Raw genomic sequence first — 14,642 nt, 5'->3', positions numbered from 1 at the left:
TTGAACAGGAAAATTTTTCATGAGCCATGCATCTCCCGTGACCAACAGCCGAAAGGCCGACTTCCCCATTGACGCGCAATTTACAGAGCGGTGGTCACCGCGTGCTTACTCGGATGAAGTCGTTTCTGAAGCCGCCGTCATGAGCATGCTCGAGGCTGCACGGTGGGCACCTTCGTCAAATAACGCGCAACCCTGGCGTTTTGCCGTTGTGCTGCGCAACGACCCTCAATGGGATGCCCTGTTTGCAACTTTGAACCCCAACAACCAGGCTTGGGCCGGCAAAGCGGGCGCTTTGGTGGCCATTGCTTCTTACCAATTGGCAGCGAAAGCGGGATCGCCCGACTTGATTCCCAATGGCATGCACGCTTTCGACACGGGCGCCGCTTGGGCTTACATGGCCATGCAAGCGCACCTGAATGGCTTTTCACTGCATGGCATTGGCGGCTTTAACAAAGACGCAGCGGCTCAGGTCTTGTCCCTGCCCTCTGACCACACCTTGCAAATGTTGGCCACTGTGGGCAAACGCGGCGATGCGGCCACACTGCCCGATGCCTTGCGCGAAAGAGAAGCACCCAACGCACGCAAGCCGCTGAGTGCATTGGCCAAGCGGGGATCTTTTTAAGTGACCCCAGTCAAACACCCTCTGCTTCAAGCGCAGTCGGCCCTGAGCTTCAGTCACATGGGCTTTTTTGTGCGCGATCCAGAGCGCATGGCCCTTTATTACCAAACGGTCCTCGGTTTCACCATCACTGACCGCGGTTTGTTGGGAACGGTCCCTTTGATTTTTTTAAGCCGCGACCCGGCTGAACACCATCAAATCATCTTGGCAGGCGGCAAGCCAGAGGGCATGAACTTCAATGCCATCAACCAAATTTCATTTCGCGTGCAGGGGCTGGATGTGCTCCGGGCTGTCAAAGCGCTGGCCGAACAAGACCCTGGCACCACCGAAATGCTGTGTGTGACCCATGGCAATGCCATCTCGATTTATTTCCGAGACCCTGAAGGCAATCGGATTGAAGCCTTTGTCGATACCCCATGGTATTGCGAGCAACCCCTTCGAGAACTCATCGATCTGAACGATGACGATGCAACGATCTTGGCGAAATCAGAAAAAATTGCCAGGTCACGTCCTAAATTTCAATTGCGCACCACATGGCAAGCCGAGATGGCGAGCCGGATGGGCTACACCCCTTTTTAACTTGAAGAAACACCATGAAACTCATCAGCTTCTTGCTCAACAACACCGCATGCTATGGCGCAGTTCAAGGCAACAAAGTTCTTAACTTGACGCCTCTCTTGGGTGCACAAGCGCCCGATCTGAAAACCCTGATTGCCAAAAAAATGTTCGCGCAAGCAGCGCAAGCATTGAGCACCCACACACCCGATTTGAATTTTGACGACTTGACGCTTTTGCCCGTCATTCCCAACCCAGAAAAAATCATGTGTGTGGGTTTGAACTACCACGACCACGTCAAAGAAACAGGCCGTGACCTGACAGAGAAACCCGCCATTTTTTCACGCGTGAATTCTTCGCAAGTGGGTCATGGCCAAGACATCATGCGTCCGCCAGAGTCGCATCGCCTGGACTACGAAGGTGAAATTGCCATCATCATTGGTGAGGGGGGTCGCCGTATTTCTGAGGCGGATGCCTGGAAGCACATTGCTGGCTACTCTTGCTACAACGATGGCTCGGTGCGAGATTGGCAAAATTTCACCACCCAGTGGACTGCCGGTAAAAACTTCTGGCGCACGGGCGGGTTTGGCCCCTGGATGGTCACGGCCGATGAAATCCAACCTGGTCAAACCATGACCCTGAGCACGCGCTTGAATGGTGTTGAGTTGCAACGCGCCACCACCGACATGATGATTCACAGCATCCCTCGTCAAATTGCCTACATCTCCACCTTCATTCCCCTTGAACCAGGCGATGTGATTGTGAGCGGCACACCGGGCGGCGTGGGCAACAAGCGCACACCCCAGGTTTTCATGAAACCCGGTGATGTGGTTGAAATTGAAGTGGATGCCGTGGGTATTTTGCGCAACACCATCAAAGACGACGTCGCAGCATGACACCCTGGAAACGCTTGCTCGCACTTTGCCTGGCCGTTGGCTTCATGCCCATGGCCAGCGCGCAAGACAACTGGCCCCAAAAGCCTATTCGCCTTTTGCTGGGTTTCCCAGCAGGGGGTGGATCGGACATCGTGGCCCGACTGGTTGCCAAGTCATTGGGCGATCGCCTCGGACAAAACGTGGTGGTGGACAACAAACCTGGGGCGGGTGGCAACATCGCCACAGAAATGTTGGTTCGTTCAGCGGGCGATGGTTACACCCTTCTCTTGGTTCCGAGTGGCCACGCCAGCGGCGCGGCCATGAAAAAATCACTGCCTTTTGATCCCATCAAGGATTTGGCATGGGTCAGCACCGTCACCACTTACCCTCTGGCCTTCACAGTCGCGCCCAACTCGCCGATCAGGTCTTATGCTGACTTGATTCAAAAAGCCAAAGCAGAACCCAACAAGTACACCTATTCTTCTGTTGGCATTGGCACGGCCATGCACCTCGCAGCCGAGTGGGCATTCGGTGATGCCAATGTGCAAGTGACACACATTCCTTTCAAGGGCGGAACTGGCCCTTTGACGGAGTTGCTGGCTGGGCGCCTGGATGTGATGGTGGACACCATGACCTTGACCGCTTCATTGTTGAAAGACCAGCGCGTCAGGGCCATTGCGGTCACCTCTCCACCGGGCGCGAGCCCTGTGTCGGGTGTACCCGCCATTGCCGATCAATACCCTGGGGTGGTGTTTGAATCTTGGCTGGGCATTGCTGCGCCTGCCACGACACCGCCCGAATTGGTTGATCGCCTGAACAAAGAAATCCGTGCCGTTCTCAACCAAGAGGACGTCAAGCAAAAACTCATCTCATTTGGAGGCTCGCCCCAAGCCAGTTCGCCGAATGAATTCAAAACGCGTGTTGAGCGAGACATGCGCAACTTGAAAAAAGTGATTCAAGACAAAAAAATTGAACTTGAATAAACACGAGACTAAAAAAATGACACATGACATGACACAGCAGTTGCGCATCAGGCAGTTGGTCGAAAACTGGGCCGTCTGGCGCGATGCAGGACTTTGGGACAAGTTTCGCACCGTCTGGCACCACGATGGCGTGATGATGGCCACCTGGTTTCAGGGCCCCTTCGAAGAGTTCATCAAGGTAACCATTGAGGGCTGGAACAAGGGCGTCAGCATTTTGCACTTCTTGGGTGGCTCCGCCATTGAAGTCCAAGGGACTCGCGCCATCTCTCAAACAAAAATGACCATTTCTCAGCGCGGCATGGTGGAAGGTGTGTTGTGCGATGTGGTTTGCACTGGTCGTTTTTACGACTTCTTTGAAGAGCGCAATGGCCAATGGGGCTTGGTTCACCGCCAGCCCATTTACGAAAAAGACCGGATCGATCCCGTTGATCCATCGGCCGTTCTCAAGTTAGACGCCGAAGCCTTGTCTCATTTTCCGGAGGGCTATCGGCACTTGGCCTATATCCAAACACGCATTGGCTACACCGTGAAAATGGACATGCCCATGCTCAAGGGTGATGTTGTTCAAGAACTTTACCGGCGTGGCGACAACTGGCTAAAAGGTTTGCCGCTGGAAAGATGAATGGGTTTAAAACCTCTATCCTGTCTTGAAGCACATAAGAAAAAAGTCACTTTGCAACGCCTTGCAAAGTGACTTGAAGTATTGAAATGGTAGGGCGTCACGGACTTGAACCGTGGACCAAAGGATTATGAGTCCTCTGCTCTAACCAACTGAGCTAACGCCCCCACCGAAGCCATGATTGTAGTGGCCCGGAAACGGCTTATTTGGACTGGCTCAGCGCGTTGCTGACCAAGCGCGAGGTGATGTTGACGATCTGGATCATCCGGTCGTAGGGCATGCGGGTCGGGCCAATCACACCTAGGGTGCCCACGATCTGACCATCCACCTCATAAGGCGAACTGACCACCGACAACTCTTGCATCGGCACGATCTGGCTTTCGCCGCCAATATAGATGCGCACACCTTCTGCCTGGCTCGAGACGTCCAGCAAGCGCATGAGCTGGGTTTTTTGCTCAAACAGGTCAAAAGCCCGCCGCAGATGGCCCATGTCGCTGGAGAAATCGCTCACCGACAGCAAGTTGCGCTCGCCTGCAATCACCACCTCGTTTTGGTCATCGGCCAGCGCCTCGGTGCTGACCTGAACCGCTGCCTGCATGAGCGTGGCGATTTCGCTTTGCAGGCTGACCAGCTCTTGCTGCACCCGGCTGCGAACCTGCTCGATGGCCATGCCCGCGTAATGGGTGTTCAAGAAATTAGAGGTCTCAATCAGCTGGCTTTGCGAGTAATCGGTCTCGGTGAACAGGATGCGGTTTTGCACGTCACCTTCTGGCGAAACGATGATGACCAGCAAACGCCGCTCAGACAAACGTAAAAATTCGATGTGCCGGAACACCGAAGGCCTGCGCGGCGTCATGACCACGCCCACAAAATGCGACAGGTTAGAGAGCAAGTTGGCCGCACTGGCAATCACCTTTTGCGGCTGGTCAGGAATCAGGGCGGGGGTCTCGAAGCCATCGCGTTGCACCGTGAGCATGGTGTCCACAAACAGGCGGTAGCCACGGCTGGTCGGGATGCGGCCGGCCGAGGTGTGGGGGCTGGCGATCAGGCCCAACTCTTCCAGGTCGGACATGACGTTTCGAATGGTGGCAGGCGAGAGGTCCAGGCCCGAGGCTTTGGAGAGCGTGCGAGAGCCAACGGGTTGGCCATCCGCGATATAACGCTCCACCAGCGCTTTGAGCAATAACTTGGCACGATCATCTAGCATTTGGTCATTTTAATGATGTAATTTAGAGATGACATCCAAGTTCCGTTACGTTGCACTCTTTGGCAAGTACCACACCACCGCGCATGGTGGGGCGTTGGAGAGTTCCCGTCGGGCTTTGGACGACGTCGCACAGTTCTTGACCCGACAAGGCTGCGAAGTGGTGCTGGACCGAGAAACCGCCATGCACACCGGTTTGAACCAATACCCCATGCTGGACATGGACGACATTGGCACGCAATGCGATCTGGGTTTGGTCATTGGCGGCGACGGCACCATGCTGGGCATTGGCCGCCAGATGGCCCGTTTCAATTTGCCACTCATGGGCATCAACCAGGGGCGACTGGGCTTCATCACCGATATCCCGCTGCAAAGCTACCAAGATGTGTTGTTGCCCATGCTTCAGGGCCACTACCAAACAGAAGACCGCAGTTTGCTGCAAGCCCACGTCATGCGGGACCAACGCAGCGTGTTCAACGCATTGGCCATGAACGATGTGGTGGTCAACCGAGGCGGCACCTCGGGCATGGTGGAGCTGCGGGTCGAGGTCGACGGTCATTTTGTGTCCAACCAACGCGCCGACGGCTTGATCATTGCCACGCCCACTGGCTCCACCGCTTATTCGCTGTCGGTCGGTGGGCCGCTGATGCACCCCTCCATTGGTGGTTGGGTGATGGCCCCCATCGCACCGCACACTTTGTCCAACCGCCCGATTGTCTTGCCTGAATCGTCCGAGATCAGCATCGAGATCGTGGCAGGACGTTATGTCAGCGCCAACTTTGACATGCAATCACTGGCCGACCTGATTTTGGGCGACCGCATCGTGGTCAATCGCTCCGAACACACGGTGCGTTTTTTACATCCCGCTGGTTGGAATTACTTCGACACCTTGCGCAAAAAAATGCACTGGAATGGGGGCGATTGAGCCATGGCGTTGACGCACATCACCCTGCGCGACTTTGTGATCGTGCAAACCCTCGAACTGGACCTGGCGCAAGGTTTCAGCGTCTTGACAGGCGAAACCGGTGCCGGCAAATCCATCCTGATTGACGCTTTACAACTGGCGCTTGGGGCCCGTGCCGAATCTGGCGTGGTGCGTGAAGGGGCGAGCCGATGCGAAGTGTGTGCCGAATTCGATCCCACACCCGCCATTCAGACCTGGCTTGAAAAGGCTGGTTTTGAAACCGATACCGCCTTGCTGCTGCGCCGCACAGTAGACACCACCGGCAAAAGCCGCGCCTGGATCAACGGCAGCCCGGCCACGGCCACGCAACTGCGCGAACTGGGCGAGCAACTGCTGGACATCCACGGCCAACACGCTTGGCAGAGCCTGACCAGGCCAGACGCGGTTCGCGGCTTGCTTGATGCCTATGCGGGCATCGACACCCGCCCATTGAAAGCCACTTGGCAAACCTGGCGACAAGCTCTGCAGACATTAGCCGAAGCAGAAAAAGCCCAAAGCACACTGGCCAACGAACGTGAGCGACTGGCTTGGCAAATCGGCGAACTGGACAAGCTCAATCCACAAGTGGACGAATGGCAAGAGCTGAGCACCCAGCACAGCCGTTTGGCCAACGCGCAAGCCCTGATTGATGGGGCCAATCAGAGCACTGTTTTGCTAGAAGGCGAAGACGATGGAGGGGTTTTGCGCCAGTTGTCCCGCGCCATCCAAACCCTGCAGTCGCTGGGGCAGTTTGAGCCCGAATTCAACGCTTTGGCTGAGGTGCTGACTTCGGCCCAGGCCCAAGCCGAAGATGTGGCCCACAGCCTGCACACCTATTTGCGAAAAACCGACTTGGACCCCGCGCAGCTGGGCAGGCTCGACGAACGCATGGGGCTTTGGTTGTCACTGGCCCGTCGTTACAAAAAAACACCCGCCGATCTGCCTTTGGCCTTGCAAACTTGGCGTCAAGAATTGGCACAACTCGATGCTGCGGGCGATCTGGAAGCCTTGCAAAAAGCCGCACAAACCGCACAAACCGCCTTCACACAAGCGGCTAAAGCTGTCTCTCGCCAACGCCAGCAAGCGGCCAAACCCCTGGCCCAAGCGGTCAGCAGCGCCATGCAGCAGTTGGGCATGAAAGGCGGCCGTTTTGAAGTGCAACTGCAAACCCTCGACGCACCCGCTCAGCATGGCCTGGAAGAAGTCGGTTTTCTGGTCGCGGGCCACGAAGGCAGCACACCCAAGCCCGTCGGCAAAGTCGCCTCGGGGGGCGAACTCTCGCGCATCGCGCTGGCCATCGCCGTGACCACCAGCGAACTGGGCGAAGCCGGCACCTTGATTTTTGACGAGGTCGACTCGGGTGTCGGTGGTGCCGTGGCCGAAACCGTGGGGCGCCTCATGAAACAGCTGGGCCAACACCGCCAAGTGTTGGCCGTGACCCACTTGCCCCAAGTGGCTGCCTGTGCAGACCACCACTTGCTGGTCAGCAAGGCGGCGGTCAAAGGGCAGATCAGCAGCCAAGTTTGCGGGGTGAACGGCGAAGAACGTGTGAGCGAAATCGCCCGCATGCTGGGCGGTGAAAAGCTGTCCGCCACCACCTTGGCCCACGCCCGAGAAATGCTGGGCACTCCACCCCCAAAGCCCTCACCCCAACCCTCTGGCCGCAAAGCCGCACAAAGCTGAGCATGGACATCATTCTGATCACCGGCATGTCCGGCTCCGGCAAATCGGTGGCGCTGCACGCGCTGGAGGACGCGGGCTATTACTGCGTCGACAATCTGCCCCCGGAATTGTTGATTCCCTTCGTCAAACTCGAAGAGCAACACCAAGAACAACGCTTGGCCATTGCGATCGATGTGCGCAGCGCCAACTCGCTGCACCTCATGCCCGAGCAAATGAGTTTGCTGCGTGACATGGGCATGTCAGTCAAATCGGTCTTTCTGGATGCGAACTCCGACACCCTGCAGCGGCGTTATTCAGAATCGCGACGCAAACACCCCTTGTCGGGCGGCGACAAGCCCCAAAGCGACAAAGCGTTGATTGAAGCCATTGGTTTTGAACGTGAACTGCTGGCAGATTTGCGCGATCGTGCCCACGTCATCGACACCAGTTTGCTGCGCTCGGCACAGCTTCAAACTTACATCAAAACTTTGGTCAGTGCGCCACGGGCCCAATTGACGCTGGTGTTCGAATCGTTTGGCTTCAAGCGCGGCATCCCTACCGATGCCGACTATGTGTTTGACGTGCGCATGTTGCCCAACCCCCATTACGAAAGCGCTTTGCGCCCACTGACGGGCAGAGACGAGCCCGTACAAGCTTACCTTCGGCAATCGGAAGAGTTCGTGCAGATGCAGCTGCAAATCGAAGGGTTCTTAAAACACTGGATCCCAGCCATCGAGCGCGACCACCGCAGCTACGTTACCGTGGCCATCGGCTGCACCGGGGGGCAACACCGCTCGGTGTTCATGGTGGAGCAACTGGCACAAAGCTTTGGTGCACGTTGGCTCACGCTCAAGCGGCACCGCGAACTTGACGCCATCTGAGCGGTCCACGACATCCCGAACTGCAAAGGTCATCCCGCACTTGATTTGGGATCCATTTTTTTTCATTCGCCAGCCAGCAAAAGCCTGATTGGTGCAGGCAAGCCCATTCCCGGCCACACCTGGGCATCCACCCACTGACCCTCACTGGCCGGGCCTGACTGCCCAGACCCCAGCATGCGCACCGGGTGCAAGTGCAAATCCCGGTGTGTCAACACATGCTTCCAGGGCGGGATGTATTGCGGCTCAGCGCCCTCAGGCCAAGCGGCCAACAAATCAGATTCAGACTCAAACACCGGCAAGCTGAACAGCCCCGCCCAAATGCCCTTTTCTGGCCGTTTTTGCAGCCACACCTGACCTTGGGCATTGACGGCCCACAACAGCCACAACGTGGCGCTGCTGCGCTTGAGTTTGCGGGTTTTGACGGGATAGGCCAGCGGTTCGCCTTGCGCTTTCGCTCGGCACACCAAGCTGACTGGGCAGGCCTCACACTGGGCTTTGCGCGGCAAACACACCGTGGCCCCCAAGTCCATCAGGGCTTGGGTGTAGCGCGGCATGTCTGCGGCTTGCTCGGGCAAAAGGTCTTGCGCCAACGCCCAAAGTGCTTTTTCATTCTTGGCCACCGCCATGTCAGCGCCATAGCCCAGCACGCGGGTCAACACCCGTTTCACATTGCCGTCCAAAATCGCTGAGCGCTCCTGAAAGCAAAACGCTGCAATGGCTGCGGCCGTCGATCGGCCAATGCCAGGCAAGGTTTGCAGGTCTTCAGCACGACGCGGAAAGACCCCGCCAAAACGCCCCATCACCTCTTGGGCACATTTGTGCAGGTTGCGGGCGCGGCTGTAATAGCCCAAGCCGCTCCACAGCGCCAGCACATCGTCTTGCGGCGCAGCAGCCAAAGCGGCCACATCCGGAAAACGCCCCAAAAACCGGGGAAAGTAATCGAGCACGGTAGTCACCTGCGTTTGCTGCAGCATGATCTCGGACAACCAGACACGGTAGGGGTCTTGGGTGTTTTGCCAGGGCAGGCTTTGGCGACCATGCAAAAGCTGCCAATCCACCATGCGCCGGGCAAAACCATCAGGCAAGTTCATCAGGGTTTCTGGCATATCGAGCAGTAAAAGGTGGTGCGCTGGCCTTGCAACATGGACTTGATGGGTGTGGCGCACACCCTGCATGGTTCGCCAGCGCGACCGTAAACCGCCGCCTCCAACTGGAAATACCCGGTTCGTCCTTCGGCATTCACAAAATCCTTGAGCGAACTGCCGCCCTGCTCCACAGCGCGGGTCAGCACCTGCACGATGGCCGCATGCAGCCGGGCCACCCGGGGTTTGGACAGACGGGCGGCTTTGGTGGTGGGGCGAATGCCCGCCATGAACAAAGCCTCAGACGCGTAAATATTGCCCACACCCACCACCTCATCACCTGCCAACAACACCTGTTTGATGGCAGATTGGCGTTTTTTGAGCGCTTGGGCAAAGGCGGTCACATCAAACTGAGCGCTCAAGGGCTCCACACCCAGCCGCCCCAGCAGCTTTTGCGCCTGCGGCGAATCTTCGGATGGCGCCCAGACCACCGCACCGAAGCGGCGTGGGTCGTGCAGGCGAAGCACGCCCCGGTCGGTCACCAAGTCCATGTGGTCGTGCGGCCCGGCCTCGGGTTGGGCTGGGGCGAAGTTCAAGCTGCCCGACATGCCCAGATGCACCAGCAGCAAGCCTTGGTCCAGGTCCAACAGCAGGTATTTGCCACGTCGGCGCACACCCCAGATTTGCCGCCCCACCAAGTTGGCAGCAGGCACGCCCAGGGGCCAACGCAAGGGCTTGCCCATGTGCAGCGCCAAAATGTGCGCCGAGGCAATGCGGTCGGCAAAACTGCGGCGGGTGACTTCAACTTCCGGGAGTTCAGGCATGCAAGGGTCCGGCGAACAGGTGGCCATTGGCCTCTGCCGCGCTTGTTAAAAAGGTGGCTGGATTATGATGTCCAGCATGAAATTCTGGTTCCGACTTGCCGTCTTGTCCTCGCTCGCCATCGGTGCTTGGGCGCAGCCTACAGCCCCCAAAGCAGAGTCTCCGCCCAAACCTTCGGCGTTGGACGCGGCCCTTTTTTACCAAATTCTGCTGGGAGAATTGAACACGCGGCAAGGCTCGACCGGAAGCGGTTTTTCCATCATGCTGGACGCTGCCCGCAAAACCCGCGACCCAGCCTTGTTCCAACGTTCGGTGGACATGGCCTTGCAAGCCCGATCCGGCGAAGCGGCACTGCAAGCAGCGCAAACCTGGAAAAGGGAAATCCCCTCAGCCACCGAAGCCAGCCGCTATGTCTTGCAAATTTTGCTGGCCCTCAACCGAATCGATGAAGCGGGAAAAGCCTTGGCCGTCTCCATCAACGAGCTGCCTTTGGATGAACAACCCGGCGCCATCGCCTCGGTACCGCGCTTGTTCAGCGTGGTGAAAGACCAAGCCCTCGCAGCCGATGCTGTTGAACGCGCACTGACAAAAGCCTTCACTCAAAAAACCACCGTGGCGACCGCCTGGACCACCGTCGGCCGCATGCGACGCGATGCAGGCCAAATTTCTCGGGCAGTTGAAGCGGTGACCCAAGGCCATGCAGCCGACCCGAAAGCCGCAGGCCCCTTGATATTGGCGCTAAGCTTGCTGGTCAACGCCGACAGCCTTAAGCCGATGGTCGATGCGGCCATGAGAAACGATGTCACACCCGATTTGCGCTTGGCTTATGCACGCACGCTGGTGTCACTCCAGCTGATCCCCGATGCCTTGGCGCAGTTGGTGCAACTCAATGACAAGTACCCCGTGTTTGCGGACGGCTGGCTGATCCATGGTTTGGTGCTGCAAGAAAGCTCGAACCTGTTAGAGGCCGAAAAACGCCTTGAACAGTATGTGCGTTTGGTCACCCCCAGCAACACCCCTGAGCACCAGGCCGGATTGGCCGAAGCCTTGATGAATCTGGCGCAAATTGCACAGAAAAAAGGGCAACTGGAACGGGCACAGCAATGGCTGGCCCAAATGCCCGCTGGGGCGGACCCCATCAAACTGGCCAGCCGCCAAGCCGATGTGCTGGCCCAACAAGGGCGGCTAGACGAGGCACGTCAAGTCCTTGCACAGGTCAAACCTACCAATGCAGAGCAAGCGCTGCGCAAAGTGTTGGCGCAATCCTTTTGGCTGCGTGAAAACCGCGACACGGCAGCAGCCTATGTGTTGGTGCGTGCCGCGGTGGACAAACAACCGAACAACACCGAACTGTTGACCGAGTTGTCCCTCGTCTGCGAAAAACTCAAGCGCTTCGACGAAATGGAGGCCCTGCTGCGTCAGTTGATGGCCCTGGCACCCCAAGAAGCCCACGCCTTCAATGCCTTGGGTTATTCCTTGGCGGATCGGAACATCCGCCTGAACGAAGCGCTACAACTGATCGAAAAAGCGGTGCAATTGGCGCCTCAAGACGCTTACATCCAAGACAGCTTGGGCTGGGCGAAATTTCGCCTTGGCCAACAAGCCGAAGCGTTGGCCATACTGAGAGCCGCTTACAAAGCCAAACCGGATGCTGAAATCGCAGCCCATTTGGGCGAAGTGCTTTGGGTGATGGGCCAGCAAAAAGAAGCGGGCACCCTCTGGCGCGAAGGTTTGCTGCTCAAAGCCGACAACGAAACCTTGCTCGAAACCCTCAAGCGTTTCAACTTCAAGCCATGAGGCCTCCTCAAGAACTCTTGCAACAACCGGCCAAGCGGCTTGTGGGTCTGGGCCTTGGCGGCTGGGGATTGTTGGTGTTGGCCGGTTGCGCCACCCAGCGCCCAGCGCCCACTGACCCGGCCGCTTTTTGGTCAGGGCGTTTGGCCTTGCAATTGCAAAGTAACCCACCTCAAAACTGGAGCACCAGCTTTGAACTGCAAGGCTCGGCCGCACAGGGGCAAATGCTGTTGCTCAGTCCCATTGGCACCACCTTGGCCCGCCTGAGCTGGACCCCCCAATCCGCCCAACTCGAGCAAGGCCAAGACAAAACCGAAAGCACCAGCCTGCAAAGCCTCAGCCAGCGGCTGACCGGCACAAACCTGCCCATCTCCGCTTTGTTTGAATGGCTGGCAGGCCAAGCCACCCCAGCGTCAGGTTGGCAAGTGGACTTGTCGGCCTACCCACAAGGCCGCTTGACGGCCAAGCGAAGCACGCCCGGGCCCGAAGCGGTCTTGCGCATCGTGCTCGACCGCTGATCGAACACACTCCTCCAAGCCGGGCTGCCCACCATAATTTCTGCCTATGAAAAAGCTGTTCGACGTCCCAGCCCCCGCCAAACTCAACCTGTTTTTGCACATCACAGGCCAACGCCCCGACGGCTACCACCTGCTGCAATCGGTGTTCATGCTCATCGATTGGTGCGACACCCTGCACTTTGAGCAGCGCCCGGGAGGGGCCATCAGCCGCGAAGATTTGACGGTGCCCCTGCCTGCCGATGACCTGATCACCCGCGCAGCCAAACTGCTGCAACAGCAAACGGGCTGCAGTCAAGGTGTTCACATTGCTGTGGACAAACAAATACCGGCACAAGCGGGCATGGGTGGCGGTTCTTCTGACGCCGCCAGCTGCTTACTGGCCCTGAACCAGCTCTGGAACCTCAAGCTGAACCTTGAAACACTTGAAAAACTGGGCTTGCAACTGGGCGCAGATGTCCCGTTCTTTTTGCGTGGGCGCAATGCCTGGGTGGAGGGCGTGGGTGAAAAAATTACACCCATTGAACTAACATCCGCGAATTTTTGGGTCATCAAACCCCCCGCCGGGGTCGAAACAGCTCAAATTTTTAAGCATCCGGCCCTTCAACGCGACACAAAGCCTGCTACAATTTCGGTCTTCGCTGCACAGGCATATGACTTCGGTCACAATGATCTGCAGCCTGTTGCTCAAGCCATATGCCCCGAAATCACCGAAGCGCTCGAAGCGCTGAAGTTGGCGGGCATGAACGGCAAGATGACAGGTTCTGGCAGTGCAGTGTTCGCACATTGCACGCCAAGCACACCGCAAATCGTGGTTCCTGACCACTGGCAAGTGCGCAAGTGCAGCAATTTGGAGGTTCACCCTTTACAGGGTTGGGCAGCCAGCGAAAGTTGATCGGTCGGTCGCTGTTTCAGCGGTCAACCCGTGTAGGGGAGTCGCCAAGTTGGTTAAGGCACCGGATTTTGATTCCGGCATTCGAAGGTTCGAGTCCTTCTTCCCCTGCCAAATACGTTCATTCGTACAGGCCCTTTTTACTGATCGCTGGAATGCACATGCAGCCTGCCTCACTCCCCCTTCTGTTTACAGGCAACGCCAACCCAGTTTTGGCCGCTGAGATCGCCAAGCACTTGGGCACTCAGCTCGGTGCTGTTGACGTAGGTCGCTTCTCTGACGGCGAAGTCACCGTAGAGCTCAAGCAAAACGTTCGGGCTCGCGAAGTGTTCATTGTGCAGTCCACCTGCGCCCCGACCAACGAAAACCTGATGGAACTGCTGATCATGGTCGATGCGCTCAAACGCGCATCAGCCGGACGCATCAGTGCTGTGATCCCCTATTTTGGCTATGCCCGCCAAGACCGCCGCCCACGTTCAACCCGTGTGCCGATTTCGGCCAAAGTGGTGGCCAACATGCTGCAAGCCGTGGGTGTGGACAGCGTCCTGACCATGGACTTGCACGCCGACCAAATCCAAGGGTTCTTTGACATCCCGGTGGACAACATTTACGCATCCCCAGTTCTGCTCGGTGATCTGCGCCAGCAAAAATACGACGACTTGATCGTTGTCTCCCCTGATGTGGGGGGTGTGGTGCGTGCCCGTGCCTTGGCCAAGCAACTCGGTTGTGATCTGGCCATCATCGACAAGCGTCGCCCCAAGGCCAACGTGAGCGAAGTCATGCACGTCATTGGAGAGATCGACGGCCGCAACTGCGTGATCATGGACGACATGATCGACACTGCAGGCACATTGGTCAAAGCCGCCGAAGTCCTCAAAGAGCGCGGCGCCAAAAAAGTTTATGCCTACTGCACACACCCGATTTTTTCGGGTCCGGCCATCGACCGCATCGCCAAAGGCGAAGCCCTCGACGAAGTTGTGGTCACCAACACCATCCCGTTGTCGGTCGAAGCCGCAGCGTGTTCCAAGATTCGCCAACTTTCCGTCGCACCGCTGATCGCCGAAACGATCAACCGAATTGCGCACGGCGAGTCGGTGATGAGTCTGTTTTCCGATCAGTCCTGATCGGGAAAAGGCCACAGTGGCCAGCCGTCCTTGTGGACTGGCTGGCTTTTTTGAGTCAGGGTCTCACTGGTC

At 57.5% G+C, this 14,642-nt stretch carries 15 protein-coding genes and 2 tRNA genes; 13 read left to right on the top strand and 4 right to left on the bottom strand.

Annotated features, from left to right (window positions below; translation table 11 throughout):
* Positions 1-19 precede the first annotated feature (19 nt).
* Genes B9Z40_RS13225 through B9Z40_RS13205 form a run of 5 tightly spaced genes read left to right on the top strand, consistent with a single transcriptional unit; the run spans position 20 to position 3,654 of the window.
* Positions 20-622 carry a nitroreductase family protein gene (locus B9Z40_RS13225; RefSeq protein ID WP_100173807.1) on the top strand — a complete coding sequence of 201 codons (603 nt, stop codon included), beginning with the start codon at positions 20-22 and terminating at the stop codon, positions 620-622.
* Positions 623-1,198 carry a VOC family protein gene (locus B9Z40_RS13220; protein WP_233204914.1) on the top strand — a complete coding sequence of 192 codons (576 nt, stop codon included), beginning with the start codon at positions 623-625 and terminating at the stop codon, positions 1,196-1,198.
* A 14-nt stretch (positions 1,199-1,212) separates the two neighbouring features.
* A complete protein-coding gene (locus B9Z40_RS13215) occupies positions 1,213-2,070 on the top strand; it encodes a fumarylacetoacetate hydrolase family protein (RefSeq protein WP_100173806.1) in 858 nt (285 codons plus the stop codon).
* Positions 2,067-3,032 carry a tripartite tricarboxylate transporter substrate binding protein gene (locus tag B9Z40_RS13210; protein ID WP_100173805.1) on the top strand — a complete coding sequence of 322 codons (966 nt, stop codon included), beginning with the start codon at positions 2,067-2,069 and terminating at the stop codon, positions 3,030-3,032. The genes B9Z40_RS13215 and B9Z40_RS13210 overlap by 4 nt, the downstream gene beginning before the upstream one ends.
* Positions 3,033-3,048: 16 nt before the next feature.
* Positions 3,049-3,654 (top strand): nuclear transport factor 2 family protein, encoded by a 606-nt coding sequence (locus B9Z40_RS13205; RefSeq protein ID WP_100173804.1) that lies wholly within the window; start codon positions 3,049-3,051, stop codon positions 3,652-3,654.
* Between the two features lie 87 nt (positions 3,655-3,741).
* Here B9Z40_RS13205 and B9Z40_RS13200 read toward each other — a convergent pair.
* Together B9Z40_RS13200 and hrcA are read right to left on the bottom strand one after the other, a co-directional pair.
* Positions 3,742-3,818, bottom strand: a tRNA-Ile gene (locus B9Z40_RS13200).
* A 35-nt stretch (positions 3,819-3,853) separates the two neighbouring features.
* On the bottom strand, positions 3,854-4,858 hold the full coding sequence (gene hrcA / locus B9Z40_RS13195; RefSeq protein ID WP_100173803.1) for a heat-inducible transcriptional repressor HrcA: 1,005 nt from the start codon (positions 4,856-4,858) through the stop codon (positions 3,854-3,856).
* Between the two features lie 28 nt (positions 4,859-4,886).
* On the opposite strand from hrcA, the gene B9Z40_RS13190 reads away from it, so the two are divergent.
* From B9Z40_RS13190 to rapZ, 3 genes are read left to right on the top strand one after another with little or no spacing between them, the layout of a single operon-like run.
* The gene (locus tag B9Z40_RS13190) at positions 4,887-5,780 is read left to right on the top strand and encodes an NAD kinase (protein WP_100173802.1); all 894 of its coding nucleotides are present in this window, start codon (positions 4,887-4,889) and stop codon (positions 5,778-5,780) included.
* Between the two features lie 3 nt (positions 5,781-5,783).
* Positions 5,784-7,481 carry a DNA repair protein RecN gene (gene recN / locus B9Z40_RS13185; RefSeq protein ID WP_100173801.1) on the top strand — a complete coding sequence of 566 codons (1,698 nt, stop codon included), beginning with the start codon at positions 5,784-5,786 and terminating at the stop codon, positions 7,479-7,481.
* Entirely contained in the window at positions 7,478-8,341 is an 864-nt protein-coding gene (gene rapZ, locus B9Z40_RS13180; RefSeq protein WP_100173800.1) for an RNase adapter RapZ, read from the top strand. Before recN ends, rapZ begins: the two co-directional genes overlap by 4 nt.
* A 62-nt stretch (positions 8,342-8,403) precedes the next feature.
* On the opposite strand, the gene mutY is transcribed toward rapZ, so the two are convergent.
* Entirely contained in the window at positions 8,404-9,432 is a 1,029-nt protein-coding gene (gene mutY, locus B9Z40_RS13175) for an A/G-specific adenine glycosylase (protein ID WP_369823455.1), read from the bottom strand.
* Positions 9,432-10,247 (bottom strand): bifunctional DNA-formamidopyrimidine glycosylase/DNA-(apurinic or apyrimidinic site) lyase, encoded by an 816-nt coding sequence (mutM, locus tag B9Z40_RS13170; protein ID WP_100173872.1) that lies wholly within the window; start codon positions 10,245-10,247, stop codon positions 9,432-9,434. The genes mutY and mutM overlap by 1 nt, the downstream gene beginning before the upstream one ends.
* A 76-nt stretch (positions 10,248-10,323) precedes the next feature.
* On the opposite strand from mutM, the gene B9Z40_RS13165 reads away from it, so the two are divergent.
* From B9Z40_RS13165 to B9Z40_RS13145, 5 genes are all read left to right on the top strand, one after another.
* Positions 10,324-12,042 carry a tetratricopeptide repeat protein gene (locus tag B9Z40_RS13165; protein ID WP_233204913.1) on the top strand — a complete coding sequence of 573 codons (1,719 nt, stop codon included), beginning with the start codon at positions 10,324-10,326 and terminating at the stop codon, positions 12,040-12,042.
* The gene (locus B9Z40_RS13160) at positions 12,039-12,557 is read left to right on the top strand and encodes a lipoprotein insertase outer membrane protein LolB (protein ID WP_100173797.1); all 519 of its coding nucleotides are present in this window, start codon (positions 12,039-12,041) and stop codon (positions 12,555-12,557) included. Before B9Z40_RS13165 ends, B9Z40_RS13160 begins: the two co-directional genes overlap by 4 nt.
* A gap of 46 nt (positions 12,558-12,603) precedes the next feature.
* Positions 12,604-13,449 carry a 4-(cytidine 5'-diphospho)-2-C-methyl-D-erythritol kinase gene (ispE, locus tag B9Z40_RS13155; protein ID WP_100173796.1) on the top strand — a complete coding sequence of 282 codons (846 nt, stop codon included), beginning with the start codon at positions 12,604-12,606 and terminating at the stop codon, positions 13,447-13,449.
* 34 nt (positions 13,450-13,483) lie between these two features.
* Positions 13,484-13,560: transfer RNA gene (locus B9Z40_RS13150), tRNA-Gln, on the top strand.
* A gap of 41 nt (positions 13,561-13,601) precedes the next feature.
* The gene (locus tag B9Z40_RS13145) at positions 13,602-14,570 is read left to right on the top strand and encodes a ribose-phosphate pyrophosphokinase (protein ID WP_199172565.1); all 969 of its coding nucleotides are present in this window, start codon (positions 13,602-13,604) and stop codon (positions 14,568-14,570) included.
* Positions 14,571-14,642: the final 72 nt, after the last annotated feature.

Origin of the sequence: Limnohabitans sp. 15K (assembly GCF_002778285.1) — a bacterium.
Lineage (GTDB): Bacteria > Pseudomonadota > Gammaproteobacteria > Burkholderiales > Burkholderiaceae_C > Limnohabitans_A.
This window is presented reverse-complemented; position numbering and strand designations above follow the sequence as displayed.